Here is a 24,963-nt window from a genome sequence, read left to right on the forward strand (position 1 = left end):
GATCACCGCACCGGGTGCCCGGCCTCCCGCAGCGCGTCCTTCACCTCGCCGATCCGCAGGTCCCCGAAGTGGAAGACGCTCGCCGCGAGCACCGCGTCCGCGCCCGCCTCCACGGCCGGAGCGAAGTCGGCGAGCTTGCCGGCGCCGCCGGAGGCGATCACGGGCACGGAGACGGCCTTGCGCACGGCCCGGATCATCTCCAGGTCGTAGCCGTCCTTGGTGCCGTCCGCGTCCATCGAGTTGAGCAGGATCTCGCCCGCGCCCAACTCGGCCGCGCGGCCCGCCCATTCGACCGCGTCGAGGCCGGTGCCGCGGCGCCCGCCGTGCGTCGTCACCTCGAAGCCGGACGGCGTCTCGGTGCCCTCGGGGCAGCGCCGGGCGTCGACCGACAGCACCAGCACCTGCCGCCCGAACCGCTGGGCGATCTCCCGCACGAGCTCCGGCCGGGCGATGGCCGCGGTGTTGACGCCGACCTTGTCGGCGCCGGCCCGCAGCAGCTTGTCGACGTCCTCGACGGCGCGGATGCCGCCGCCGACGGTGAGCGGGATGAACACCTGCTCGGCGGTGCGCCGGACCACGTCGTAGGTGGTCTCGCGGTCGCCGGAGGAGGCGGTGATGTCGAGGAAGGTCAGCTCGTCGGCGCCCTCGGCGTCGTAGAGCTTGGCCATCTCTACGGGGTCGCCGGCGTCGCGCAGGTTCTGGAAGTTGACGCCCTTGACCACCCGCCCGGCGTCGACGTCCAGGCAGGGGATGACACGTACTGCAAGGGTCACGGCTGATTGCCTTCCGGGGCTTCCAGGTTCTTTGCCAGCCCGGCACGGTACGCGTCGATCTCGACCTCGACCATCATCCGGGAGTCGATCAGGCCCTCGACCACCACCATGGTGGCCACCGGGCGGGCGGCGTCGAAGAGTTGCCGGTGGGCGCGGCCCACCTCCTCGGCGTCGCGGACGTGCGTGATGTACATCCGGGTGCGGACGACGTCGTCCGCCGTCAGACCGTACGCGGCCAGGGCCGTGAGGCCGACGCCGAACGCGGCGAGGGTCTGCCCGAACGGGTCGCCCTCGTGCTCGATCCGGCCGTCCACCCAGGCGGTGGAGCCGGCCACGTGCACGTGGTCGCCCGCGACGACCGCCCGCGAGTAGCCGAACTCGTCCTCCCAGGGGGAGAATCCGGCGACCCGGCCGCGTACGATCCGACGTTCCGTCATCCTGAAACCGCCTCCAGGGCCTCTTCGAGGGTGAACTTCTGCTCGTAGAGTGCCTTGCCCACGATGGCGCCCTCGACACCCTCGCCGACGAGGCCGGCGATGGCGCGCAGGTCGTCCAGCGAGGAGACGCCGCCGGAGGCGACGACCGGGCGGTCGGTGGCGGCGCAGACGTCGCTCAGCAGCTGGAGGTTGGGGCCGGTCAGGGTGCCGTCGCGGTTGACGTCGGTGACGACGTAGCGGGCGCAGCCCTCCTGGTCGAGGCGGTCGAGCACCTCGAAGAGCTGGCCGCCGTCGCGGGTCCAGCCGCGGCCGCGCAGGGTGGTGCCGACGACGTCCAGGCCGACGGCGATCTTGTCGCCGTGTTCGGCGATGGCCTTGGCGACCCACTCGGGGGCCTCCAGGGCGGCGGTGCCGAGGTTGACCCGGGTGCAGCCGGTGGCGAGGGCCCGGGCGAGCGACTCGTCGTCGCGGATGCCGCCGGACAGCTCGACCTTGATGTCCAGCCGGCCGGTGACCTCGCGCAGCAGCTCGTAGTTGCTGCCGGTCCCAAAAGCGGCGTCCAGGTCGACCAGGTGCAGCCACTCGGCGCCGGCGTTCTGCCAGGCGAGGGCGGCGGCGAGCGGCTCGCCGAAGGAGGTCTCGGTGCCGGAGGCGCCCTTGACCAGGCGGACGGCCCGGCCGTCCCGGACGTCGACGGCGGGAAGCAGTTCGAGGCGGCTCATCAGTTACAACTCTCAGACGGTCAGAGGGTGTTGACCCAGTTGGTCAGCAGGGCGGCGCCGGCGTCGCCGGACTTCTCGGGGTGGAACTGGGTGGCCCACAGCGGCCCGTTCTCGACGGCGGCGACGAACGGCTGCCCGTGGGTGGCCCAGGTCACCAGCGGGGCGCCGATCCGCGCGCTGTGCGTCTCCAGCTCCCAGTGCCGCACGCCGTAGGAGTGCACGAAGTAGAAGCGGGTCTCCGGGTCGATGCCGGCGAACATCCGGCTGTTCTCGGGCACGTCCACGGTGTTCCAGCCCATGTGCGGGATGACGGGGGCGTCCAGCGGCTCGACGGTGCCCGGCCACTCGTCGCAGCCGGCCGTCTCGACGCCGTGCTCGACCCCCTTCTCGAAGAGGATCTGCATGCCGACGCAGATGCCCATGACCGGGCGGCCCCCGGCGAGCCGGCGGCCGATGATCCAGTCGCCGCGGACCGACTTGAGCCCGCGCATGCACGCCTCGAAGGCGCCGACGCCGGGGACGAGCAGGCCGTCGGCGGCCATCGCCGCGTCGTAGTCGGAGGTCACGGTGACGTTGGCGCCGGTGCGTTCCAGGGCCCGCTGCGCGGACCGCAGGTTGCCCGAGCCGTAGTCGAGGACGACGACGTTCTTGCCCATGTTCAGGTGTCCAGTCTCTCTACTACGGGCGCTAGAGGCGCATGACGCCGGCGGCCAGGCACATCACGGAGCCGATCGCGAGCACCAGGATGACGCCCTTCGGCAGCTTCTGCTTCCAGAACGAGATCACCCCGCCGGCCAGGAAGAGTCCGACGAAGATCAGAGCCACAGCGGACTTGCTCACAGCGCGCCCTTCGTCGACGGGAGGATGCCGGCCGCGCGCGGGTCGCGCTCGGAGGCGTAGCGCAGGGCCCGCGCGAGCGCCTTGAACTGGCACTCGACGATGTGGTGCGCGTTGCGACCGTACGGCACGTGGACGTGCAGGGCGATCTGCGCCTGGGCCACGAAGGACTCCAGGATGTGCCGGGTCATCGTGGTGTCGTAGCTGCCGATCATCGGCGCCATGTGCTCCGGCTCGGTGTGCACCAGGTAGGGGCGGCCGGAGAGGTCGACGGTGACCTGGGCGAGCGACTCGTCCAGCGGCACCGTGCAGTTGCCGAAGCGGTAGATGCCGACCTTGTCGCCGAGCGCCTGCTTGAAGGCGGCGCCGAGCGCGAGGGCGGTGTCCTCGATGGTGTGGTGGGTGTCGATGTGCAGGTCGCCGTCGGTCTTGACGGTGAGGTCGAACAGACCGTGGCGGCCGAGCTGGTCGAGCATGTGGTCGTAGAACCCGACGCCCGTGGAGATGTCGGTCTTGCCGGTGCCGTCGAGGTCGATCTCGACCAGGACCGAGGTCTCCTTGGTGGTGCGCTCAACGCGTCCGATGCGGGACATACGGGGTTACAGCTCCTGACTGGCAGCGCGCGCGGAGCGCGCTCGATCAAGGGTGGGGGTGGGCCTGGGCTCCTCCTGCCCGATGGCGGGCAAGGAGGGAGGGAGGGCTGTGCGAACGGCGGCCAGGAAGGCGTCGTTCTCGGCCGGCGTGCCGGCGGTGACGCGCAGCCACCCCGGGACGCCGTTGTCGCGGACCAGGACACCCTGGTCGAGGATGGCCTGCCAGACGGCGTGGGTGTCGGCGAAGCGGCCGAACTGGACGAAGTTGGCGTCCGAGTCGGTCACCTCCAGGCCGAGCCCGCGCAGCGCGTCCACCAGCCGGTCACGCTCCTCCTTGAGCCGGCCGACGTACCCGAGCAGGGTGTCGGTGTGCTCCAGGCAGGCCAGCGCGGTGGCCTGGGTGACGGCCGACAGGTGGTACGGCAGCCGGACCAGCTGCACCGCGTCCACCACGGCCGGGGCGGCGGCGAGGTAGCCGAGGCGCAGGCCGGCCGCGCCGAAGGCCTTGGACATGGTGCGGCTGACCACCAGGTTGGGGCGGCCCTCGATCAGCGGCAGCAGCGAGGCGCGGTGCGAGAACTCGACGTAGGCCTCGTCGACGACGACCAGGCTGGGCCGGGCGGCCTGCGCGGCCTCGTACAGCCGCAGCACGGTGTCGGCCTCCACCGCCGTGCCCGTGGGGTTGTTCGGCGAGCAGATGAACACCACGTTCGGCCGGTGCTCCGCGATGGCCGTGAGAGCGGCGTCGACGTCGATGGTGAAGTCGGCGCCCCGCGGGCCGGAGATCCACTCGGTGCCGGTGCCCCGGGAGATCAGGGCGTGCATCGAGTAGGACGGCTCGAAGCCGAGCGCGCTGCGACCGGGGCCGCCGAAGGTCTGCAGGAGCTGCTGGAGCACCTCGTTGGAGCCGTTGGCGGCCCAGACCTGCTGCCGGGTGACCGCGAAGCCCGTGGTGCGGCTCAGGTAGGCCGCGAGCCCGTCGCGCAGCTCGACCGCGTCCCGGTCGGGGTAGCGGTTGAGGTTGCGGGCGGCCTCGGCGACGCGCTCGGCGATCCGGGCCACCAGCTCGTCCGGCAGCTGGTACGGGTTCTCGTTGGTGTTGAGCTGGACGGGCACGTCCAGCTGCGGTGCACCGTAAGGGGACTGGCCGCGCAGCTCGTCCCGGACGGGAAGGTCGTCGATACGCGTCACGAGCCGGGAACCGTCCAATCGAAGCGGGCCTTGATGGCATCGCCGTGACCGGGCAGGTCCTCGGCGTTCGCCAGGTTCACCACGTGCGCGGCGATGTCCGCGAGCGCGTCCCGGTCGTACTCGACGACCTGGACGCCGCGCAGGAAGGTCTGCACCGACAGGCCGGACGAGTGGCAGGCGCAGCCGCCGGTGGGCAGCACGTGGTTGGAGCCGGCCGCGTAGTCGCCCAGCGAGACCGGCGTCCAGCGGCCGATGAAGATCGCGCCCGCGTTGCGGACCTTCGCCGCGACCGCGTGCGCGTCCCGGGTCTGGATCTCCAGGTGCTCGGCGGCGTAGGCGTTGACCACGGTGAGGCCCTGCTCCAGGTCGTCGACCAGGATGATGCCGGACTGCCGACCGCCGAGCGCCTCGGCGACCCGCTCGCTGTGCTTGGTCTTCGCGACCTGGACGGCCAGCTCGGCCTCGACCGCGTCGGCCAGCGCCGGCGAGTCGGTGACCAGCACCGAGCCGGAGGTCGGGCCGTGTTCGGCCTGGCTGATCAGGTCGGCGGCGACGTCGGACGGCAGCGCGCTGTCGTCGGCGAGGACGGCGATCTCGGTCGGGCCGGCCTCGGAGTCGATGCCGATCCGGCCGGCGAAGTAGCGCTTGGCGGCGGCGACGTAGATGTTGCCCGGGCCGGTGACCATGTTCACCGGCGCGCACTCCTCGGTGCCGAGCGCGAACATCGCGACCGCCTGGGCGCCGCCGACGGAGTACACCTCGTCCACGCCGAGCAGCGCGCAGGCCGCCAGGATGGTCGGGTGCACCCGGCCCCCGAACTCCTTCTGCGGCGGCGAGGTGACGGCGATGCCCCGGACGCCCGCCTCCTGCGCCGGCACGACGTTCATCACCACGGACGACGGGTACACCGCCAGCCCGCCCGGCACGTACAGCCCGACCCGGTCCACCGGCACCCAGCGCTGGGTGACCGTGCCGCCCGGCACCACCTGCGTGGTGTGCCCGGTGCGGCGCTGGTCCGCGTGCACGGCCCGGGCCCGGCGGATCGACTCCTCCAGCGCGGCCCGCACCTTCGGGTCCAGCGTCTCCAGGGCCCCGGTCAGCTGCTCGGCCGGGACACGGGTCGACTCCAGCCGGACGCCGTCGAAGCGCTCGGTGATCTCGATCAGCGCCGCGACCCCGCGATGGCGTACGTCCTCGGCGATCGGCCGCACCTTCTCCAGGGCGGCCGCGACGTCGAACTCGGCACGGGGCAGCAGGTCACGCGGGTCGTCCAGCGAGCCGCGGAGGTCGATTCGAGAGATCACGCCAACCAGTGTAAGGAGTGGCTGAAACCACTGGTCCCGCATTTCACTCCGTGATACGAAAGGCGAGACGACCGGGGGGACGGGGGAAAGCATGGCGGAACTGGCTCCGGAGGACTGGACCGACACCGAACAGGAGCTCTGGGAGGCCTTCCGCCAGGGCGACGTCTTCGACCGGCGCGCCCGGGACACCGCCGAGGACGACCCCTTCGGCAGCACCTCCTGGGGCCCCGAGCGCACCGTGCGCGCCGACGTCCTGGCCCGCCTGCTGCTGGCCGGCCCCACCGCCGCCCCCGGCCGGGTCTCCTCCCTGCGGATGAACGGCGTCAACATCACCGGCGCGCTCAACCTCGCCGGCGGCCGGATCAACCAGTACGTCGAGCTGTACGGCTGCCGCTTCGAGCACAAGATCCTCATCTCGGAGGCCGAGGCCAGCACCGTCCGCATGGTCGACTGCCTGATACCCCGGCTGGAGGCCTCCCGGCTGGCCACCACGGGCGACCTCCACCTCGCCCGCTGCCGGATCCCCGAGGGCGTGCGGCTCACCGATGCCAAGATCGGCACCGACCTGCTGCTCAACCTCGCCGTCGTCGGCGCCGACCGCTTCGGCCGCGCGGTCTCCGCCGACGGCATGACCGTCCACCAGGACTTCGAGGCCGAACGCGTCGAGGTCCGCGGCGAGCTGAGCCTGCGCACCGCCCGGATAGGCGGCCGGCTCTCGCTGCGCGGCGCCCAGCTGCACGCCGTCCCGCAGAACCGCACCTGCCTCAACGCCGTCCGGATCGTCGTCGGCCACACCCTCTACCTGACCAGCTCGGCCGACGGCGGCTGGTTCGGCTCCCGCAGCTACTACGGCTCCGGCTACGGCCAGAGCCCGGCGGCCGGCGCCCCCAGCACCCCGTTCCGCGCCTTCGGCCAGGTGCGGCTGTCCGACGCCCGCTTCGAGAGCGCCTGCCTGATCTCCGGCGAATTCCACCTGGAGGGTGACGACGAGCTCTCGCTGCGCCGCATCCACACCCCCGAGCTGCGCTTCACCTGCCGGACCCGGCCCACCGGCACCGTCTCGCTCTCCCGCGCCCGGGTCGGCAACCTCGTCGACACCCCAAACGCCTGGCCGCACGGCAAGCACGTCGGCCTCACCGGCTTCGTCTACGAGGTCCTGCGCCCGGTCGCGCCGTTCACCGTCCAGCAGCGCATCGCCTGGCTGGAGGGCTCCTCGGTCGACTTCCAGCCCGAGTCCTACGAGCAGCTCGCAGCCGCCATGCGCCGCGACGGCGCCGACGACGACGCCCGCGAGGTGCTCTACGCCAAGCAGCGCCGCCGCCGCGAGACCCTCCCGCTGCCCGCCCGGATCTGGGGCCGGGTCCAGGACGTGACCGTCGGCTACGGCTTCCGACCCGGCCGCGCCGCCCTCTGGCTGCTGGCCGCCTGGGCCGTCGGCAGCGTCTTCTTCGCCACCCACCCGCTCAACCCGCTCAAGCAGGACGAGAAACCGCACTGGAACCCGGTGCTCTACACGCTCAACCAGCTCCTGCCGATCGTCGACCTCAACCAGGGCGCGTGGAACCCGGGCGGCCTCGCCCAGTGGGTCTCCGCCGGCCTCGTCGTGGTCGGCTGGCTGCTCGCCTCCACCGTCGTCGCGGGCGCCACGCGGATGCTCCAGCGCGGATGACCGCAGCGACCCGCGATAACCGCGCGACAAGGCCCGGGCCCGGGGAACTACGCTGTCCGCCGTGACAGAACGGCTGCCGCTCTTCCCGCTGAACACCGTGCTCTACCCGGGCCTCGTGCTGCCCCTGAACGTCTTCGAGGAGCGCTACCGCCGTCTCGTCGCCGACCTGCTCGAACAATCGGAGGACGAGCCGCGCCGCTTCGGCGCACTCGCCATCAAGGACGGCCGCGAGGTCGCCCCGGTCCGCCCGGACGACGGCCCGGCCGGCCCGCTGGACGGCCTCGGCACCTTCACCGGGGACCCGCTGGAGGCGATCCATCACATCGGCTGCGTGGCCGACATCGCCTCCGTCCAGGACCAGCCCGACGGCCGGTACGAACTCCTGGTCACCGGCACCACCCGGTTCCTGCTCCGCTCGGTCGACACCTCCGGTCCGTACCTGACCGGCGAGATCGAGCCGATCGAGGAGCGCCCGGGCCAGGGCTCCGGCGCCCTCGCCGCCGAGGTCGAACGGGCGTTCCGCGCCTACCAGAAGCGGCTCGCCGGCGCCCGCGAGGCCAGCACCGTCGGCCGCCAGGAGCTCCCGGACGACCCCCAGGTGCTCTCCTACCTCGTCGCCGCGGCCTCGGTGTTCGAGACCCCGGTCAAGCAGCAGCTGCTCGCCTGCCCCGACACCGCCCAGCGGCTGCGCACCGAACTCGACCTGCTGCGCCGCGAGACCGCCGTGCTGAGCTGGCTGCCCTCGCTGCCCGCGGTCGACCTCACCCGTCAGTCGTTCAGCCCCAACTAGCCCTGGATCCCGTATGGCGAAGAAACCGAAGAAGGGCGGCCAGGGCACCCCGGCCACCGTCGCCCTGGAGACCGCCGCCGTCCCGTTCACCGTGCACTCCTACGAGCACGACCCGGCCGCCGCCTCCTACGGCGGCGAGGCCGCCGAGGCACTGGGCGTCCCCGCCGGGCGGGTCTTCAAGACCCTGGTCGCCGACGTGGACGGCGTCCTCACCGTCGGCGTGGTCCCGGTCGCCGGCCAGCTCGACCTCAAGGCCCTGGCCGCCGCCGTCGGCGGCAAACGCGCCGCCATGGCCGACCCGGCCGCCGCCGAACGCAGCAGCGGCTACGTCCGCGGCGGCATCTCCCCCCTGGGCCAGCGCCGCCCCCTGCGCACGGTCATCGACACCGGCGCGACGGCCCACCCGACGATCTACGTCTCCGCAGGCCGCAGGGGCCTGGAAGTGGAACTCACCCCAGCCGACCTCATCACCCTGACCAAGGCCACAACCGCCCCCATCGCCCGCTAGGAAGCTTCCGAGCCGTCCACCTTCAGGACGCTCGGCTCCACTTCACCGGGCACTCGCCCAGGAGCGCCGGGGGCGGAACCACGCGCAGCGGAAGGCCCCGATCCGCAGGGTCCACGCAGCGAAAGCCCACTACTCCCGGCCGGACCGCTGGCCTTCAGCCTCTCCCTGCTCCGGCGCCTGCCCGTCCAGCCCTGCCTGCCCGTCCACCGAAGCCTGCGGCGCAGCCACCCCGTACGGCCCCGCCCAGTACGGCGGCGGGTCCTCCTCCCGCTTCCCGAACGCCGCCGACAACAGGAGCAGCAGCACCATCGCCGCCATCGGCCACGCCAGGAGGGCGCCGTGCGCCCCCAGGTCGATGTCCGCGTTGAAGTACCCCCCGTTGCCGACCCGCCGGGCCTCCCCGATGAGGTCGCTGCTCGGCCCGAGCCACCGCCCCAGCCGCCAGGCGCCCAGCGAGCCGAGCAGCCCGCCGACCGCCAGCCCGACCGCGACCGAGATGCCCCCGCCCCGGCGCCGCGTCAGGAGGAACGCCCCGAGCGCCGTCACGACCCCCATCCCGAGCCCGATGAGCACGAACACCGCGTCGGCCCCGGCCCGCTGCTCGCCCTCCGGGTCCGCGTACAGGATCCGGTTCCCGTCGACGACGAGCGGCACCTTGGGCGCCAGCCAGGCCCACAGCCCGGCCATGGCCAGCCCCAGGACCGCGCACACGACCACCGTCACCGCACCGATCCGCAGTTCCGGCAGCAGCCGGTCCACCGGCGAGCGCTCGGTCCTGACGATGTCCCCGATCCCCTCGGGGAGCGGCGGCAGCCCGGCCGCGTCCTGGACGGGCGGCGGCGCGAACGGGTCGGGGGTGGCGTCCGGCACCGCGTGCACGTCGTCGCGGGTGGGATCCGGAGGTGTGTTCGGTACGGTCACAGGCCCCATCGTTTCACGATCGCGCCCCGAACGAGCCGCCGCCCGCACACCGGCCCCACGCCCCCGAGCCCGCGACCGCGACCACCCCGGCACCGCCCTACCGGGAGACGGCCCGCCGGTACGCCCAGGTGGCGATCGCCAGCGACACCACGCCCACCCCCGCGCAGACCGCGAGGTCGCCCGCCACCAGCGCCCAGTCCGGGTCGGCCGTGAACGTACGGGCGAAGGCCTCCACGCCGTACGTGGAGGGCAGCAGGTCGCGCAGCCACAGCACCGGCTGCGGCAGGTGGTCCACCGGGAGGACGCCGAGCAGCAGCGCCGCCGACATCCCCAGCTGCCCGAGCATGGTGGCGATCTCCTGCCGCGGCGCGAGCAGCCCGCAGGCCGCGCCGAGCCCGGACAGCGCGGCGCCCGCGAGCGGCACGACCGCCAGCAGCACCCACAGCTGCCCGAGCGGCAGCCCGAACATCACCGCGCCCACCGCCGCCGTCACCACCGTGCCGGGCAGTGTGAACGACGCGTACGCGCCGGCCGCCCCCAGCACCACGGAGGCCGCCGGCACGGGCAGCGTCGCGTAGTGGTCGAGGCCGCCGGTGGCCCGCAGCTTGCCGAAGTACTGCGCGAGCAGGTTGAGCGCGACGAACGCCACCACCAGCACGCTCGATCCGGCCACCACCGACCGTGCCGCCGAGCCCTGCCCGGCGTCCACGACCCCCCGCATCATCACGAGGATGCCGAGGGACTGGAACGTCGCCACGAACAGCAGCGGGATGCGCGCCACCCGGGCCCGGGCGAGCTGCGCCCGGTACACGGCCGCGAGCGCGGGCAGCAGCCGCGCCGCGGGGGCGAGCGGGGCGGGCGCGGTGCCCGCGTCGGCGGCGGTCCGCGGCGGCACCGAGAGCAGCGTCACTTGGCCAGTCCTCCGTGGCGGCCGCCCAGCTTGAGGTAGGCGTCCTCAAGGCTCGGGGTGGCGAGGGTGAAGTCGTCGAGGGCGGCGAAGGCGGGGCCGGTGGTGACGGCGGCGACGAGTTCGCGGGCCTGTTCGGGGGTGGTGCGGACGGTCCAGCGGCGGCCGGTGCGCTGGGCCCGTTCGGCGAGTTCGGCGACGGCCGGCACGCCGACCGGGGCCTCGTCCCGCCACACCAGGTCGAGCCGGACGTCGCCGTCCACGAGGGCCTTCAGCCCGCCGGGCGTGTCGCAGGCGATGACCCGCCCCTCGTCCACCACGGCCACCCGGTCGAGGACGGTCTCCGCCTCGATGACGTTGTGGGTGACGAGCAGCACGGTGGTGCCGCGCTCGACCCGGCGCCGGTCGACGGCGCTCCAGACGGCGCGGCGGGCGACGGGGTCCATCCCGGTGGTCGGCTCGTCGAGCACGAGCAGCGGCCGCTCCCCCACGAGCGCCGCGCCGAAGCACGCGAGCCTGCGCTGCCCGCCGGAGAGCTTCGCGAGCGGCCGGTTCGCGAGCGGTTCCAGCCCGAGCTCGGTCAGCACCTCGCCGGCCTCGGCCCGGGCCCGGGCCCGGCTCAGCCCGCGCAGCCGTCCGGTGGTCTCGGCGGCGAGCGCGACGGTCAGTTCGTCGAGGGCGGTGGACTCCTGCCCGAGGTACCCGAGCAGCCGGGCGGCCAGCTCGGGGTGCCGGACGATGTCGTGCCCGAAGAGTTCGATCGAGCCGGAGTCGGGCCGCAGCAGCCCGCAGAGCTGGCGCACGAGCGTGGACTTGCCGGCGCCGTTGGGCCCGAGCAGCCCGAAGATCTCACCCTGCCGGACGGTCAGCGCGATCCCGTCGTTGGCCCGGACCTCGGTGGCCGCGGAGCCGCGCCCACTGCGGTAGGTCTTCACCAGGTCGCGTACGGCACAGCACGGCAGGCCGCCCCGGGGTGCTGGCCCTGCCGCCGTCTCGTTCACGACCGAAGACTTTACGCGCTCACACGGGCGAACCGGACAAGGGGGCCTGATCCCCGCCGACCACCTCGTCCGTCAGTCGTCCACGACCATCGACCCGCCCGGCACCCGGGAGGCGAGCTCCTTCCAGAACCCGGCCCTGATCGCGTACCGGTCGTGCTCGTCGATCTGGTCGTCCTTGTGCGCGAGCAGCCCGAACCGGGCCGCGTAGCGCAGCAGTTCGCCGTCGACGCGGTGCGGGATGCGCGGGTAGTCGGGCCACAGCACGGTGAGCCGCTCGACGTCGCCGAGGCGCTCGCTCCAGCGTCGGGCGAAGACCTGCCCGACCTCGTGGGCGTCACCGCCGATGGAGGTGATGTCCTCCTCGCGGTCGGCCCAGCGCTGTTCGGCGGTGGTGAGCTGGGCGAGCGTCGGCAGGCTGTCGCCGGCGGTGACGGCGGGCTCGGGGGCGGGCCGGTCGACCCAGCCACGGTCGGATGACCAGCGCAGCACCGGGCCGGTGTGCAAGCCGTTGCCGGCCCCGTTCCCGACCGCGTTGCCGTTCGCGACGACCGGCGTGACGGCGGCGGTGCGCCCGGCGAGGTCCTTGGGCGTCGGCACGACCTTGAGCGCGGCGGCCGGCTGCGCCCGCCCGTTCGCGGCGGGCGCGACGGGCGCGGGCGCACCGGCGGCCGGGCGGGCCGGAACCGGCACGGCGGGCGGCACGACGGCCGGGGGTGCGGCGGGCGGAGCGGCGAGGATCTTGGCGATCTCCTGCCGCGGCCCCTGGCCCGGGGCGGGGAAGACGCTCGCGGTCTCGCGGAGGCTGAACGAGCCCTCGATCCACTCGCGGTCGAGCACCCTCCGCTCGTCCGCCTCGCCGACCAGGTCCTCGGACTGGTTGAAGTCGCCGTCGGCGGCCTGGAGCGCCCACAGGTGGACGACGACGCCGTGCTCCTTGGCGGACATCATGCCGGGCAGGAGGTCCCCGTCGCCGGTGATCAGCACGACGTCGGCGCAGGCCCGGTTGCGGGCGAGCTCGGAGAGCTCGGCGTGCATGGCGGCGTCCACGCCCTTCTGCACCCAGCGGCCCTCCGCGCGGGTGAGGGCGCCGAGCCGGACGGTCACCCGGGGCAGGACCCGCAGCCGGCGGTGCTCGGGCATCGGGCGCCGGTCGGGGGCCGCGTCGAACCAGTAGATCCGCAGCAGCGGCAGCCCGGTCTCGACCTCGGCGCGTTCGCGCAGCGCGGTGATCAGCGCGGTGTGGTCGACGGTGACCCGGGAGCGGGACGGGTCGCCGGCGAGCAGGCTGGCGGCGGCGCCCAGCAGGTATCCGGCATCCACCAGGACGACACAGCGATCCATCGCGCACCTCTTTCCGCTCGCCCTCGGGGTCAGGCCAGGTGGGCGCGGTCCGCCCCGGTCGGGCGTGGTGGGTGAGGGTGCTCCCGCGACCGCCCGATCGTTGGCTCACCTTTTCCCCCTGGTTCGCGCACCGAACCCCGGGGGATGTCGCGGTACCGCAACAGCCCTCCCAACGGAACGCAAAGGCGGGCCCCGTTCAACGACGGGGCCCGCCAAACGTCACGCGGACGGTGCGACCAGGGCTCTCAGCCCTTCAGCTCGGCGGCGACCAGCTCGGCCAGCTGGACGGCGTTGAGCGCGGCGCCCTTGCGCAGGTTGTCGTTGGAGACGAACAGCGACAGCCCGTTCTCCACCGTCTCGTCGACCCGGATGCGGCCGACGTAGCTCGGGTCGCGGCCTGCGGCCTGGAGCGGGGTGGGGATCTCGGACAGCTCGACGCCGGGGGCGGCGGTGAGCAGCTCGACGGCGCGCTCGGGGCTGATCGGGCGCTCGAAGCGGGCGTTGATCTGCAGCGAGTGGCCGGAGAAGACCGGGACGCGCACGCAGGTGCCGGCCACCTTGAGCTCCGGGATGCCGAGGATCTTGCGGCTCTCGTGGCGGAGCTTCTGCTCCTCGTCGGTCTCGTTGGAGCCGTCCTCGACGATGGAGCCGGCCAGCGGCACCACGTTGAAGGCGATCGGCCGCTTGTACACCGTGGGCTCGGGGAACTCGACGGCCGAGCCGTCGTGGGCGAGCGCGGCGGCACCGTCGACGACCTTGGCGGCCTGGTCCTGCAGCTCGGCGACGCCGGCGACGCCGCTGCCGGAGACGGCCTGGTAGGTGGAGACGACGAGGGCGGCGAGCCCGGCCTCCTCGTGCAGCGGGCGCAGCACGGGCATGGCGGCCATGGTGGTGCAGTTCGGGTTGGCGATGATGCCCTTGGGCCGGTCGGCGACGGCCTCCGGGTTGACCTCGGAGACGACCAGCGGGACCTCGGGGTCGCGGCGCCAGGCGGAGGAGTTGTCGATGACGACCGCACCGGCGGCGGCGACCTTGGGGGCGAGGGCCTTGGAGGTGGCGCCGCCGGCCGAGAAGATCACGATGTCCAGGCCGGTGTAGTCGGCCGTGGCCGCGTCCTCGACGGTGACCTCGGTGCCCTGCCAGGGCAGCGTGCGCCCGGCCGAGCGGGCCGAGGCGAACAGCCGCAGCTGCTCCACCGGGCCCAGTCCTCCGGGCCGACCGGCCCGCTCGGCCAGGATCTCGCGGACCACTCCGCCGACCTGGCCGGTGGCCCCGACAATACCGATCTTCATTCCGACTGACTCCTCTGAATGGTGCTTTCACAGCCGCACTCTGCCCATCATGCCTTGTCACGCGGCGAGGGCGACCTGGTATTCCACGGTGTGAGAGGGCCCTAGTGGTCCAGACCACCAACCAGGGCAAGCGCCGCGTCCACGTGCGCGCGGCCGGCCGGCAGCAGCGGCAGCCGGACGTCCGGGGTCGGGATCCGCCCCTGCGCGTGCAGGACGCCCTTCACCACCGTCGGGTTCGGCTCCGCGAAGACGGCCAGCGCCAGCCCGGTGAGCCGGTGCCCGAGCGCCCGCGCACGGTCCACGTCCCCGGACCGCCAGGCGTCGGCCAGCTCGACGAACCGGCCGGTCGCCAGGTGGGCGGCCGCGAGGATGCCGCCGGCCGCACCGAGGGCCAGCATCGCCGGGAAGAAGGCGTCCTCCCCGGTCAGCACCGCGAACCCGGCCGGGGTGTCGCCGAGCAGTTCGAGCGCCGCCTGGTCCAGCCCGCCGGTCGCGTACTTGACGCCCACCACGCCGTCCAGCAAGGCGAGTTCGCGCAGCGCGGCCCCCGACAGCTGCTGCCCGGTCCGGTACGGGATGTGGTAGACGACCAGCGGCAGCGGGCCCGCCTGCGCGAGCGCCCGGAAGTGCGCCACCGTCCCCGCCTCGCCCGGCCGCAGGAAGGCCGGGACGGTGACGAGCGCCGCCGCGGCCTGCGGCACCTGCGCGCCGAGCGCGGCCAGCGATTCCGCCGTGGCCCGGGTGTCGCCGCCGTGCGCGCCGACGATCAGCTGCGCGCCGCGCCGGGCGCAGGCGGCGGCGCACACGTCGACCACCGCCCGCCGTTCCTCGGGGCTCAGCGCGGCGGGCTCACCGGTCGTGCCGAGGGCGACGATCCCGGCCGCACCGGCGTCGAGCACCTCGTGCGCGAGCTTCTCCAGAGCGTCCAGGGCGACGGAGCCGTCGGCGGCGAAGGGAGTGATCAGGGGGACGTAGATACCTGCGAGGTCCATGCGTCCGATCCTCCGCCGCGCCGATCACCCAGGTCCAGTTCACATTTCCGACGCTTCTCGTAAGCTGAGCCGATGCTCGACGTCCGACGCCTGCGCCTGCTGCGCGAACTGGCCCATCTCGGCACCATCGCCGCCGTCGCCGAGGCGCTCTCCTTCAGCCCTTCGGCGGTGTCCCAGCAGCTGTCCGTCCTGGAGAAGGAGGCCGGCGTCCCGCTGCTGGAGCGCACCGGCCGCCGGGTCGTCCTCACCCCGGCCGCGCTGGGCCTCGTCCGGCACGCCGAGGCGGTGCTGGCCCGGCTGGAACAGGCGGACGCCGAACTCGCCCACGCCAGGCGGGGGTTGGCCGGCCCGCTGCGGATCGGCACCTACCCCTCGGCGGCCCGCGCGATCATCCCGGCCGTCCTCGCCGAACTCGCCGGCTGGCACCCGGACCTGGAGCCGATGGTCACCGAGGTCGACCCGGCGGCCGTCGGCGCGGCCCTGCGCGCGGGCGAACTGGACGTCGCCCTCGTCCACGAGTACGACCTCGTCCCGGCCGACCCCGAGCCCGGCCTCGCGGTGACCCGCCCGGTGTTCACCGAGCCGATGTACCTGGCCGCCCGCACGCCGGGCACGGTCGCCGAACAGCGCACCGCGCCCTGGATCCTGGCCCCGCGCGGCACGCTCTGCCACGACATGGCCGTCCGCGCCTGCGAGTCCGCCGGCTTCGCGCCGCGGGTCCGGCACCAGATCGACGACTTCACGACCGTCCTGGCCCTGGTGGCCGCCGGCCAGGGCGTCGCCCTCGTCCCCCACCTGGGCACCGCCGGACCCCCACCCGGCGTCGTCCTCACCCGCCTCCCCGTGTACCGCCGCACCCGCGCCGCCTTCCGCGCCGGCGCCGGCTCCCACCCCGCGATCTCCGCCTTCGTCTCGGCCCTCCACACCTCCGTCCCCCCGGGCCTCGGCGGCACCACGTGAAGGACGGCGCGGGACGAGAGAACCGGGGCGCCCACCTCCGTGAGCGCCCCGGTTCCGCCTAGCCGGCCAGACAGCTGGGCCCGAGCAACTGCTTCAGGTCCCCGAACAGCGCCGGATCCGACTTCACCCGGTGCCGGTCCAGCCTCAGCACCGTCGTCGTCCGAGCGCCCTCCAGGCGCAACCGCACCTCCGTCGTCCCCCGGTGGCTGCTGAGCACCTCGCCCAGCCGCGCCACCAGCGGCGGCGTCACCTTCACGCTCGGGATGTTGATCACGATCGGCGCCTCGGCGTGCGCGTTCGACAGGTCCGGAACCGCCAGCTCCATCCCCATCAGCCGCGGCACGTCCTCCCGCTTGTCCAGCTTGCCGCGCACGAACACCACGGCGTCCTCGACCAGTTGGGACGAGACCAGCTGGTAGCTCGCCGGGAAGAACATGCAGTCGATCGAGCCGGCCAGGTCCTCGACCGTGGCGATCGCCCATGCGTTGCCCTGCTTGGTCATCTTCCGCTGGAGGCCCGAGATGATGCCGCCGATGGTGACGATCGTCCCGTCCGGCCGCTCCGCGAGGTCCGCCACCGCGCAGTCCGCCTTGTCGGCGAGCACGTGCTCGATGCCGTGCAGCGGGTGCGAGGAGACGTACAGGCCGAGCATCTCCCGTTCCTGGGTGAGCAGGAAGGCCTTGTCCCACTCCTCCTCGGAGAAGGTCACGTCCAGCCCGAAGCTCGGCTCGTCCGCGCTCGCGTCCCCGCCGAAGAGGTCGAACTGCCCCTCGGCTTCCTTCCGCTTCACCCCGACGACGTTGTCGATCATCGGCTCGAACTGTGCGCTCAGGCCCTTGCGGGTGTGCCCGAGCGAGTCGAACGAGCCGGCCTTGATCAGCGATTCGACGGTCCGCTTGTTGCAGACCACCGACTCCACCTTGTCCAGGAAGTCCGGGAACGAGGTGAACTTCCCCTTCGCCTTCCTGGTCCGGATCATCGACTCGACGACCGGCCCGCCGACGTTGCGGATGGCGGTGAGGCCGAACCGGACGGTGTCGCTGCCGTGCGGCGTGAAGTCCGAGTCCGACTCGTTGACGTCCGGCGGCAGCACCTGGATGCCCATCTTGCGGCACTCGTTCAGGTAGACCGCGGACTTGTCCTTGTCGTCCTTCACCGAGGTCAGCAGGCCGGACATGTACTCGGCCGGGTAGTTCGCCTTGAGGTACGCCGTCCAGTACGAGACCAGTCCGTAGCCGGCCGTGTGCGCCTTGTTGAACGCGTAGCCGGAGAAGGGGACGAGGACGTCCCACACCGCCTGAATGGCGGCATCCGAGTAGCCGCGCTCCCGGCAGCCCTTCTGGAAGGGGACGAACTCCGCCTCCAGGATCTCCTTCTTCTTCTTGCCCATGGCCCGGCGCAGCAGGTCTGCCTGGCCGAGCGAGTACCCGGCGAGGATCTGCGCGGCCTTCTGCACCTGCTCCTGGTAGACGATCAGGCCGTACGTCGGCCGGAGCACCTCCTCCAGGGGCTTCTCCAGCTCCGGGTGGATCGGGGTGATCTCCTGCTGCCCGTTCTTGCGGAGCGCGTAGTTGGTGTGCGAGTTGACGCCCATCGGACCGGGCCGGTAGAGCGCCAGCACGGCCGAGATGTCCTCGAAGTTGTCGGGCTTCATCAGGCGCAGCAGCGAGCGCATCGGCCCGCCGTCGAGCTGGAAGACGCCGAGCGTGTCGCCGCGCGCCAGCAGCTCGTAGGTCGGCTTGTCGTCCAGGGGCAGATCAAGCAGGTTGATCTTGATGCCCTTGTTCTTCTCGATCGCCTTGACGGCGTCGTCCATGATCGTCAGGTTGCGCAGGCCGAGGAAGTCCATCTTGAGGAGGCCGAGGCCTTCACAGGTGGGGTAGTCGAACTGCGTGATGGTGACGCCGTCGGTGTGCCGGGTCCAGACCGGGATGTGGTCGGTCAGCGGCTCGGCGGACATGATGACGCCGGCCGCGTGCACACCGGGCTGGCGGATCAGGCCCTCGATGCCGCGCGCGGTGTCGATGACCTTCTTGACGTCCGGGTCGGTCTCGTACAGGCCCCGGATCTCGCCGGCCTCGCCGTAGCGCGGGTGCGAGGAGTCGGTGATGCCCGACAGCGGGATGCCCTTGCCCATGACGTCCGGCGGCATCGCCTTGGTGATCCGGTCGCCCATCGCGTACGGGTAGCCGAGGACCCGCGAGGAGTCCTTGATGGCGGCCTTCGCCTTGATGGTGCCGTACGTGACGATCATGGCGACCTTGTCGGATCCCCACTTCTCGGTCACGTAGCGGATGACGTCACCGCGCCGGCGCTCGTCGAAGTCGATGTCGACGTCGGGCATGGAGATGCGCTCGGGGTTGAGGAAGCGCTCGAAGATCAGGCCGTGCGGAATGGGGTCGAGGTCGGTGATGCCCATGGCGTAGGCGACCAGCGAACCGGCGGCCGAACCACGGCCTGGGCCCACCGCGATGCCCTGGCTCTTGGCCCACATGATGAAGTCGGCGACCACGAGGAAGTACGCCGGGAACCCCATCTGGATGATGGTGTCCATCTCGTACTCGGCGAGCTTCTTGTGCTCCTCGTCGTACCCGCCCGGGAAGCGCCAGTCCATGCCCTCCCAGACCTTGGACTTGAAGAAGTCCGCCTCGGACTCGAAGCCCTCCGGGATCGGGAAGCGCGGCATGAGGTTCTTGAACGTGAACATGCCCTCGGTGTCGACCCGGGAGGCGACCAGCAGCTGGCTGTTGCGGCAGCCCTCCTGCCAGGCGTCCGAGGAGTCCAGCGCGTACATCTCTGCTGCCGACTTGATGTAGTAGCCGGTGCCGTCGAACCGGAAGCGGTCCGGGTCGGAGAGGTTCTTGCCGGTCTGCACGCACAGCAGGAGGTCGTGGGCGCCGGCGTCGGCCTCGGTGGTGTAGTGGGAGTCGTTGGTGACCACCGGCGGGATGTCCAGCTTCTTGCTGATCTCCAACAGGCCGTCGCGGACCCGCTTCTCGATGTCGAGGCCGTGGTCCATCAGCTCCAGGAAGTAGTTCTCCTTGCCGAAGATGTCCTGGTAGTCGGCCGCGGACCTGAGCGCCTCGTCGAACTGGCCCAGCCGCAGCCGGGTCTGCACCTCACCGGACGGGCAGCCGGTGGTGGCCATCAGGCCGCCGGACAGCTCGGAGATCAACTCCTTGTCCATCCGGGGCCACTTCACGAGCCAGCCCTCGGAGTACGAGCGCGAGGTCAGCTTGAAGAGGTTGTGCAGGCCCTCCTTGTTGCGGGCCCAGATGGTCTTGTGGGTGTAGGCGCCGGACGCGGAGACGTCGTCCTTCTTCTGGTGCGGCTGGCCCCACAGGATGCGCTTGGTGTTGGAACGGGACTCGGGCGCGACGTACGCCTCGATGCCGATCACCGGGGTGATCCCGGCGGCGGTGGCCTGCTTGTGGAACTCGGCGGCGCCGTACATGTTCCCGTGGTCGGTCATCGCGACGTGGGTCTGTCCCAGCCGCTCGACCTCCTTGAACATCTGCTTCAACCGGGCGGCACCGTCCAGCATCGAGTACTCGGTGTGGACGTGCAGATGCGCGAACGGCTGATCGCTCAAGGCGGGGCCTCCGGAGGCTCTGGGCTTTGTCTGGTGGGCCGGCGAACGCGCAGGTCACAGGGGATCCCTGGAAACAGATGTGGCCCGAACCACCTCCCGGGGCCCGGACCATCACTCACACGTTCACGCGTCTACTCTAGCCCGCCCCGCCCCCACCGATTCGCACCGCGACAGCCTCACGGACCGCCGGTTCCTCCATCGGATCGTCGCGGAGGTAGGCCAGCCGCTCCCGCACCCCAGCCCGCAACGGAGCGTTCTCGACCCCCAACAGTCGGCTGTTCGCCTCACAGTCCCAGAGGCATTCCACGTACACCTCGTCCAGCCCGACGGGCGCCACCTTCGCGAGCGCCTCCAGGTACGCGGCCCGCTCGTACGAGTGCGGCGTCCAGAGCCAGAAGCGGCGCAGCAGCGACGCCGCCCCCGCCGCCTCCGCTCCGAACGGCGCCAGCCGACGGGCGAGCGCGCTCGGCCCGCACCAGGCCTGCTCCACCCAGCACCGCTCCAGCCCGGCGATCAGCGCCGGGACGTCCCGCTCCTCGTGCTCGACCGACGGCACCGGCAACGCGGGCCCGCCCTCCCGGGCCTCGTCCGCGAGCAGTTCCAGGACCCGGGCGGCCCGCTCGCGCACCTCCGCCCCTCCGGACAGCATCTCCACCACCGGCCCGACCGGCAGCTCCAGGTCCCTGACCAGCCGAGCGAGATACAAGGACCGGTGGTCCGCCTGCGAGTCCCACCGCCACTCCCAGCGAATGCACCCGTACACCAGGTCGGCAGCGGCAGCCGGGGCCTCCGCCGCCATCCGGGCACCCAGGCCCCGGCCCCGCTGCAACAACCCGGGGAGGGTCCCCGCCGGGGCGTACTCGTATCTCCGCTCTGCCACGCCCCCCATCGTCCCCCAAGGTCACCTGTCGTCGTCGGGCGGAGTCGCCCTGAGAGCAGTGATGACGCCGAGCGCGACGGTGGCGATCGCGAGGGCGAGGAGGACGAGGAAGGCGGCGGCGATCAGGAAACGCACGAATCGTCGTCCCGCTCGGCGTCGAGCAGCAGGTTGAGGAGGTTGAGGAGAGTGGTGACCGGCGCCGTGTTGAAGCGGACGAGGACGCGGCCGTCGAGCGTGGTGTCGGTGGTGGCGGAGGGCCAGACGAGGCCGAACTTCTTGCCGCGCTCGTGGACTTCACCGATGAGGGCCTTGATCTGGACCTCGGTGTAGTGGCGGACGCGGGGGTCGGTCGGCTTCATCGGGTGGCGACGGCGGCGGCTCATGCGGCGAAGTCCAGCTCGAACCATACGAACTTGCCACGCTCCTGGGGCTCCACACCCCATCGGTGGGTCAGCCCGTCGACGAGCTGAAGCCCCCGCCCCGACTCGGCGAGTTCGGCGAGCGTTCGCTGCTCGGGCAGCAAGGGGCTGTCGTCCGCAACGGACACCCGGAGCGTCTCAGGAACGGCGAGGATGCAGACGAGGGGCGCAGCGGTGCCACCGTGGCGCCAGGCGTTGACGAGGAGTTCGACCAGCGCGAGCTCGGCGTCGGAGACGGCGGAGGGCGGCCACCCGCCGCGGTTCATCAGGTCGCGGAGGGTTTGGCGGGCGAGGCCGAGCGAGGGCGTGTTGAGGTGACGCATGGGAGAACTCCCGAGGCGTGAAGTGGTGTTGGACGGATACGTCACCGTGAGCCAGGCCAGGCAAGAGGGCATGGCTGCTCTGCGGTGCGACGGAAGGCGTTACTGACGACACGTCGGATCGATGTGACATCGACCGTACATCAGCAGAATCACATGTGATTCCAGAACCGGACAGATTCACCCCTGGGTGTTACCGTCCATCCCGAAGTAGACCCACGCCCGAGCAGCGCGGCAGACTTGGGGCACACCGGCGAGGAAGGACCCAATGCCGCCACGACTCAACCCGACGCTCCGTCAACGTCGCATCGGCACCGAGCTCCGGAAGATGCGCGAGGCCGCTGGCCTGACGACCGCCGAGCTGAGCAGAGCTCTCGGCATCGACAGGACCCAGGTGACTCAGATGGAGTCCGCCAAGGTCGGCGTGAGCCCAGAACGCCTCCGCTCCTTCGCCGCCGCCTGCAAGTGCATGAATCAGCCCTTGATCGAAGCTCTGGAGTCCACGCTCCAAGACCGTTCCAAGGGCTGGTGGGAGGAGTACCGGGGAACCATCCCGGACGCCTTTCTTGAGAACGCAGAGCTGGAGAAGGGCTCCCGCGAACTCATGATCTGGGTCCTCACCCACATCCCAGGCCTCTGCCAAACCATGAGCTACGCCTCGTCGGTCTTCGGCCGGCTGGTCCCTCCCATCCCCCGGCACGAGTTGGAGGCCCGCACCGCCTTCAGAATGCAGCGCAAGGCAGACCTGCGCCGCGACCGGAAGCAACTGACTGCCTTCATCTACGAATCCGCCCTTTGGACTCGATTCGGCGGCACCCGGATCCTCAAGGAGCAGCTCGTCTCCTTGCTCGAAGACTCCGAGCAACACTGGATGACCATCCGAGTCGTACCGTTCGATGTGGAGACATTCCCTGGCGCAGTCGAGAACCTCACCTACGCCTTCGGCCTGGTCCCAGAACTCGACACCGTTGAGCTGGAGTCGTCCCGAGGATCCATCTACTTTGATGCCGTCAGCGAGCTGACCAGCTATCGGTCCATCTTCGACCGCACCGAAGCGTCGGCACTGAGTGAGACCGCTTCTCGCGATCTGATCCACAAGATCGCACGAGACCTATGAAAGGCCCACGATGACCAACACCGAGTGGCAGAAGTCCTCCTTCAGCGGATCCGGTGGCGACTGCGTGGAGGTCCGCGCAGGCAACGGGGCGGTCGAACTCCGCGAATCCGACGAGGGCCACGTCATCCTCCGCACCACCCCCACCCACTTCGCCGCGCTCCTCCACGCCATCAAGGCCAGCGAGTTCGACCACTTCATCGCCCGCGCATAGCGAATCGTTCCGGCGGCCCCTTGCTCCTCGCAATGGGCCGCCGGGAGAAGGACACCCGCCCGGTCCGTTCCGCCTCGATGAACTGGCCGATCACCACGTCCGTGGCCTCCAGTCGGGCCACCTCGGCATCGATCTCGACAGGCTCCTTGCGCAGGCGTTCGGCACGGTCCGCCGGCACCACCCGCCGCTGCATCACCCACACCGACGCTTCCGCCATCGGCATCTCCTCCCCGTGCCGACCACCCGTGCGGAGCGTACGAGGCGGTCGACGACCGACGACGCCATTCCGGCGAACCGGCCGCACGGCGGACGATCACGCCCCTGACCAGCGCGAGCACCCCACCCCATCCCCATGCCAGCCCGCTGACCGGCGACTTCAGGTTGGAGACGGCTCGCTCCCTTGGACCTCGGACGGTCGGCTGGAGATGCGCCGGGCGGGGCACGACCCGACGATGGCTGAGGTAGCCGGGCGAAGGCGCCCGTCTTCCCGCTCCAAATCACCCATCCGAAAGGGAAATCATGAGTCCGATCACGGAAAGCCCCACCCGCGAGGGAGTCGGGGCCCAGGACGTCCTGCTGGCAGCGTTGCTGTCCCGTCGTGGGGAGCGTGGTGAGGAGGGCGGCGAGAGCGCCATCGAGCACCCGCTGCTGCTGGCCGCCCTGGCGCGCCGCCGCGAGGAGGGCACCGAGAGCGGCATCGCGCACCCCCTGCTGCTGGCCGCCCTGACGCGCCGCCGCGAGGAGGGCGCCGAGAGCGGCATCGCGCACCCGCTGCTGCTGGCCGCCCTGATGCAGCGCCGCAGCGAGCGCGGTGAGCGCGGCGAGGGCTTCTTCGAGAACCCGCTGCTGCTGGCCGCCCTGATGCATCGCCGCAGCGAGCGCGGTGAGCGCGGCGAGGGCTTCTTCGAGAACCCCCTCCTGATGGCCGCCCTGATGCATCGCCGCAGCGACCGCGGTGAGCGCAGCGAGAGCATCATCGAGAACCCGCTGCTGCTGGCCGCCCTGATGCGCCGCTAGGAGCACGCTCGACGATCTGTTCGAGGGGCCTGCGCCGTAGTCCGGGCGCAGGCCCTGCACTGGCAACCAAAGACTTGAGGGAGAGCATCATGGCAGCCGAGCGCGGCGAAGAATCGGAACGGGATCCGGTACAGGCCTTCATCGACGAAGCCTTCGAGGAGATGATGCGGGAGAGCAGAATCCCGCCCAAGACAGCGACGAAGTACGGCAAGGACCCGTTGGCCTGGGCTCTGGTCGAAGCGGCTGCGGCCTCGATGTCCCAGCCTTCCTCCGCCCAGATGTCGGAGCTGGAACGCGTGCTGTTCGCGCAGACCCTCGCCACCGCCCTGGCGGAAGCTCTCGTGCCCGCGTTGGCGGACACGCTGTCCGTGGAGATCATGAAGGTTCTCAATCGCCGGGCCACCGCCGAAGCGGGCAACAAGGATCTCGCCGACAGCAGCCACGGAGCTCGCGGCTCGGACGAGAGGAAAGAGGCCCACAGGAGTTGAGTTCACGAACCACAGCGGGAAGCGCAAGGCCCGTGGCCTGCTTCCGAGCACCCGGCCGCTACTCGGACAGCTCCGCAAGGAACTCCAGCGCGACGGCCCACACGCGCCCGGCGGCCTCGGCGTCGTAGTCGGCCAGGTCAGGGTCGGTGAACAGATGCCCCGCCCCCCGGTACCGGTGCACCTCGACGTCCGCCCCGGCCTTCCGCATCCGCAGGTACCAGGCGTTCAACCAGTCCTCCGTCTCGAACGGATCCGGCTCCGCCACATGCAACTGCACCGGGATGTCGGTCGCCGCATCCTCCCGCAGGTCCGACGTCCCGTGCAGGAGCAGCAGCCCACGCGCCTTCTCGTCGGCCAGCGCCAGGTTCTGCGCGAGCGAACCCCCGAGCGAGAACCCCGCGTACACCAGCCCGCCCTCGGACAGCGGCGCCACCGCAGCGACCGCCCGCCGGAGCAGTTCCTCGTTCCCGCCGAGCTCGTCCTGGTACGCCAGCCCGTCCTCGATGTCGTCGAAGGTCCGCCCGTCGAACAGGTCCGGCGTGTGCACCGTGTGCCCGGCGGCCCGGAGCCGCTCTGCGGCGGTGTGGACGGCGGGGCGCAACCCGTAGGCGGAGTGGAAGAGGACGATCTGGGCCACGGTCTGGGTCCTTCAAAAGAAGAGGTCAGCAACCCACCCATGAT

Annotated in this window: 28 protein-coding genes; 8 read left to right on the forward strand and 20 right to left on the reverse strand. The window is 71.7% G+C overall.

The genetic code is table 11. The features are described 5' to 3' along the window. Positions 1-2 precede the first annotated feature (2 nt). The 8 genes from hisF to hisD are packed head-to-tail and all read right to left on the reverse strand — an operon-like array spanning position 3 to position 5,857. Positions 3-773, reverse strand: coding sequence for an imidazole glycerol phosphate synthase subunit HisF (gene hisF, locus ACWCXH_RS05945; RefSeq protein ID WP_449800096.1), 771 nt, complete (start codon positions 771-773; stop codon positions 3-5). Then, positions 770-1,210, reverse strand: a complete 441-nt coding sequence (locus tag ACWCXH_RS05950; protein ID WP_449800097.1) for a RidA family protein — start codon at positions 1,208-1,210, stop codon at positions 770-772. Before ACWCXH_RS05950 ends, hisF begins: the two co-directional genes overlap by 4 nt. Then, positions 1,207-1,932 (reverse strand): bifunctional 1-(5-phosphoribosyl)-5-((5-phosphoribosylamino)methylideneamino)imidazole-4-carboxamide isomerase/phosphoribosylanthranilate isomerase PriA, encoded by a 726-nt coding sequence (gene priA / locus ACWCXH_RS05955; protein WP_449800098.1) that lies wholly within the window; start codon positions 1,930-1,932, stop codon positions 1,207-1,209. Before priA ends, ACWCXH_RS05950 begins: the two co-directional genes overlap by 4 nt. 20 nt (positions 1,933-1,952) lie before the next feature. Then, positions 1,953-2,588: an imidazole glycerol phosphate synthase subunit HisH gene (hisH, locus tag ACWCXH_RS05960; RefSeq protein ID WP_449800099.1), complete on the reverse strand. Its 636-nt coding sequence runs from the start codon at positions 2,586-2,588 to the stop codon at positions 1,953-1,955. Positions 2,589-2,619: 31 nt separating this feature from the next. Further along, on the reverse strand, positions 2,620-2,772 hold the full coding sequence (locus ACWCXH_RS05965; protein ID WP_449800100.1) for a hypothetical protein: 153 nt from the start codon (positions 2,770-2,772) through the stop codon (positions 2,620-2,622). After that, positions 2,769-3,362: an imidazoleglycerol-phosphate dehydratase HisB gene (gene hisB / locus ACWCXH_RS05970; protein ID WP_359963098.1), complete on the reverse strand. Its 594-nt coding sequence runs from the start codon at positions 3,360-3,362 to the stop codon at positions 2,769-2,771. The genes ACWCXH_RS05965 and hisB overlap by 4 nt, the downstream gene beginning before the upstream one ends. Positions 3,363-3,368: 6 nt before the next feature. Beyond that, positions 3,369-4,553, reverse strand: coding sequence for a histidinol-phosphate transaminase (locus ACWCXH_RS05975; protein ID WP_449800101.1), 1,185 nt, complete (start codon positions 4,551-4,553; stop codon positions 3,369-3,371). Beyond that, positions 4,550-5,857: a histidinol dehydrogenase gene (hisD, locus tag ACWCXH_RS05980; protein WP_449800102.1), complete on the reverse strand. Its 1,308-nt coding sequence runs from the start codon at positions 5,855-5,857 to the stop codon at positions 4,550-4,552. Before hisD ends, ACWCXH_RS05975 begins: the two co-directional genes overlap by 4 nt. A gap of 91 nt (positions 5,858-5,948) precedes the next feature. On the opposite strand from hisD, the gene ACWCXH_RS05985 reads away from it, so the two are divergent. Genes ACWCXH_RS05985 through ybaK form a run of 3 tightly spaced genes read left to right on the forward strand, consistent with a single transcriptional unit; the run spans position 5,949 to position 8,824 of the window. Further along, positions 5,949-7,526: an oxidoreductase gene (locus ACWCXH_RS05985; protein ID WP_449800103.1), complete on the forward strand. Its 1,578-nt coding sequence runs from the start codon at positions 5,949-5,951 to the stop codon at positions 7,524-7,526. 52 nt (positions 7,527-7,578) lie between these two features. After that, entirely contained in the window at positions 7,579-8,316 is a 738-nt protein-coding gene (locus ACWCXH_RS05990; RefSeq protein WP_449800304.1) for an LON peptidase substrate-binding domain-containing protein, read from the forward strand. 13 nt (positions 8,317-8,329) lie between these two features. After that, the gene (gene ybaK / locus ACWCXH_RS05995) at positions 8,330-8,824 is read left to right on the forward strand and encodes a Cys-tRNA(Pro) deacylase (RefSeq protein WP_449800104.1); all 495 of its coding nucleotides are present in this window, start codon (positions 8,330-8,332) and stop codon (positions 8,822-8,824) included. A 129-nt stretch (positions 8,825-8,953) separates the two neighbouring features. Here the strand turns inward: ybaK and ACWCXH_RS06000 are convergent, their stop codons facing one another. From ACWCXH_RS06000 to ACWCXH_RS06025, 6 genes are all read right to left on the reverse strand, one after another. Then, positions 8,954-9,745, reverse strand: coding sequence for a hypothetical protein (locus ACWCXH_RS06000; RefSeq protein ID WP_449800105.1), 792 nt, complete (start codon positions 9,743-9,745; stop codon positions 8,954-8,956). A 97-nt stretch (positions 9,746-9,842) separates the two neighbouring features. Continuing rightward, on the reverse strand, positions 9,843-10,655 hold the full coding sequence (locus ACWCXH_RS06005) for an ABC transporter permease (RefSeq protein WP_449800106.1): 813 nt from the start codon (positions 10,653-10,655) through the stop codon (positions 9,843-9,845). Continuing rightward, positions 10,652-11,653 (reverse strand): ABC transporter ATP-binding protein, encoded by a 1,002-nt coding sequence (locus tag ACWCXH_RS06010; RefSeq protein ID WP_449800107.1) that lies wholly within the window; start codon positions 11,651-11,653, stop codon positions 10,652-10,654. Before ACWCXH_RS06010 ends, ACWCXH_RS06005 begins: the two co-directional genes overlap by 4 nt. Positions 11,654-11,725: 72 nt before the next feature. Then, positions 11,726-12,994, reverse strand: a complete 1,269-nt coding sequence (locus ACWCXH_RS06015; RefSeq protein WP_449800108.1) for an NYN domain-containing protein — start codon at positions 12,992-12,994, stop codon at positions 11,726-11,728. A gap of 245 nt (positions 12,995-13,239) precedes the next feature. Then, the gene (locus tag ACWCXH_RS06020; RefSeq protein ID WP_449800109.1) at positions 13,240-14,286 is read right to left on the reverse strand and encodes an aspartate-semialdehyde dehydrogenase; all 1,047 of its coding nucleotides are present in this window, start codon (positions 14,284-14,286) and stop codon (positions 13,240-13,242) included. A gap of 101 nt (positions 14,287-14,387) precedes the next feature. After that, positions 14,388-15,278, reverse strand: a complete 891-nt coding sequence (locus ACWCXH_RS06025) for a dihydrodipicolinate synthase family protein (RefSeq protein ID WP_449800110.1) — start codon at positions 15,276-15,278, stop codon at positions 14,388-14,390. Between the two features lie 72 nt (positions 15,279-15,350). Between ACWCXH_RS06025 and ACWCXH_RS06030 the strand changes: the two genes are divergently transcribed. After that, positions 15,351-16,238 (forward strand): LysR substrate-binding domain-containing protein, encoded by an 888-nt coding sequence (locus tag ACWCXH_RS06030; protein ID WP_449800111.1) that lies wholly within the window; start codon positions 15,351-15,353, stop codon positions 16,236-16,238. Between the two features lie 58 nt (positions 16,239-16,296). On the opposite strand, the gene dnaE is transcribed toward ACWCXH_RS06030, so the two are convergent. From dnaE to ACWCXH_RS06050, 4 genes are all read right to left on the reverse strand, one after another. Beyond that, complete coding sequence (gene dnaE, locus ACWCXH_RS06035) at positions 16,297-19,830, reverse strand: DNA polymerase III subunit alpha (protein WP_449800112.1); 3,534 nt, start codon at positions 19,828-19,830, stop codon at positions 16,297-16,299. Positions 19,831-19,966: 136 nt separating this feature from the next. Next, complete coding sequence (locus ACWCXH_RS06040) at positions 19,967-20,710, reverse strand: hypothetical protein (RefSeq protein WP_449800113.1); 744 nt, start codon at positions 20,708-20,710, stop codon at positions 19,967-19,969. 122 nt (positions 20,711-20,832) lie between these two features. After that, on the reverse strand, positions 20,833-21,093 hold the full coding sequence (locus ACWCXH_RS06045) for a hypothetical protein (protein ID WP_449800114.1): 261 nt from the start codon (positions 21,091-21,093) through the stop codon (positions 20,833-20,835). After that, positions 21,090-21,452 carry an ATP-binding protein gene (locus ACWCXH_RS06050; protein WP_449800115.1) on the reverse strand — a complete coding sequence of 121 codons (363 nt, stop codon included), beginning with the start codon at positions 21,450-21,452 and terminating at the stop codon, positions 21,090-21,092. The genes ACWCXH_RS06045 and ACWCXH_RS06050 overlap by 4 nt, the downstream gene beginning before the upstream one ends. A 265-nt stretch (positions 21,453-21,717) precedes the next feature. Here ACWCXH_RS06050 and ACWCXH_RS06055 point away from each other — a divergent pair, with 265 nt between their 5' ends. Beyond that, positions 21,718-22,566: a helix-turn-helix domain-containing protein gene (locus tag ACWCXH_RS06055; RefSeq protein WP_449800116.1), complete on the forward strand. Its 849-nt coding sequence runs from the start codon at positions 21,718-21,720 to the stop codon at positions 22,564-22,566. A gap of 10 nt (positions 22,567-22,576) precedes the next feature. After that, a complete protein-coding gene (locus ACWCXH_RS06060; RefSeq protein ID WP_449800117.1) occupies positions 22,577-22,777 on the forward strand; it encodes a DUF397 domain-containing protein in 201 nt (66 codons plus the stop codon). Here the strand turns inward: ACWCXH_RS06060 and ACWCXH_RS06065 are convergent. Beyond that, positions 22,761-22,994, reverse strand: a complete 234-nt coding sequence (locus tag ACWCXH_RS06065) for a hypothetical protein (RefSeq protein ID WP_449800118.1) — start codon at positions 22,992-22,994, stop codon at positions 22,761-22,763. The genes ACWCXH_RS06060 and ACWCXH_RS06065 overlap by 17 nt on opposite strands. 302 nt (positions 22,995-23,296) lie before the next feature. Here ACWCXH_RS06065 and ACWCXH_RS06070 point away from each other — a divergent pair, with 302 nt between their 5' ends. Both ACWCXH_RS06070 and ACWCXH_RS06075 read left to right on the forward strand, forming a co-directional pair. After that, entirely contained in the window at positions 23,297-23,794 is a 498-nt protein-coding gene (locus ACWCXH_RS06070) for a hypothetical protein (protein WP_449800119.1), read from the forward strand. Positions 23,795-23,883: 89 nt separating this feature from the next. Continuing rightward, positions 23,884-24,282 carry a hypothetical protein gene (locus ACWCXH_RS06075; protein WP_449800120.1) on the forward strand — a complete coding sequence of 133 codons (399 nt, stop codon included), beginning with the start codon at positions 23,884-23,886 and terminating at the stop codon, positions 24,280-24,282. A gap of 58 nt (positions 24,283-24,340) precedes the next feature. Here ACWCXH_RS06075 and ACWCXH_RS06080 read toward each other — a convergent pair whose 3' ends face one another. Next, complete coding sequence (locus tag ACWCXH_RS06080; RefSeq protein ID WP_449800121.1) at positions 24,341-24,919, reverse strand: dienelactone hydrolase family protein; 579 nt, start codon at positions 24,917-24,919, stop codon at positions 24,341-24,343. Positions 24,920-24,963 lie beyond the last annotated feature (44 nt).

It is taken from the genome of Kitasatospora sp. NPDC001660 (assembly GCF_053596725.1).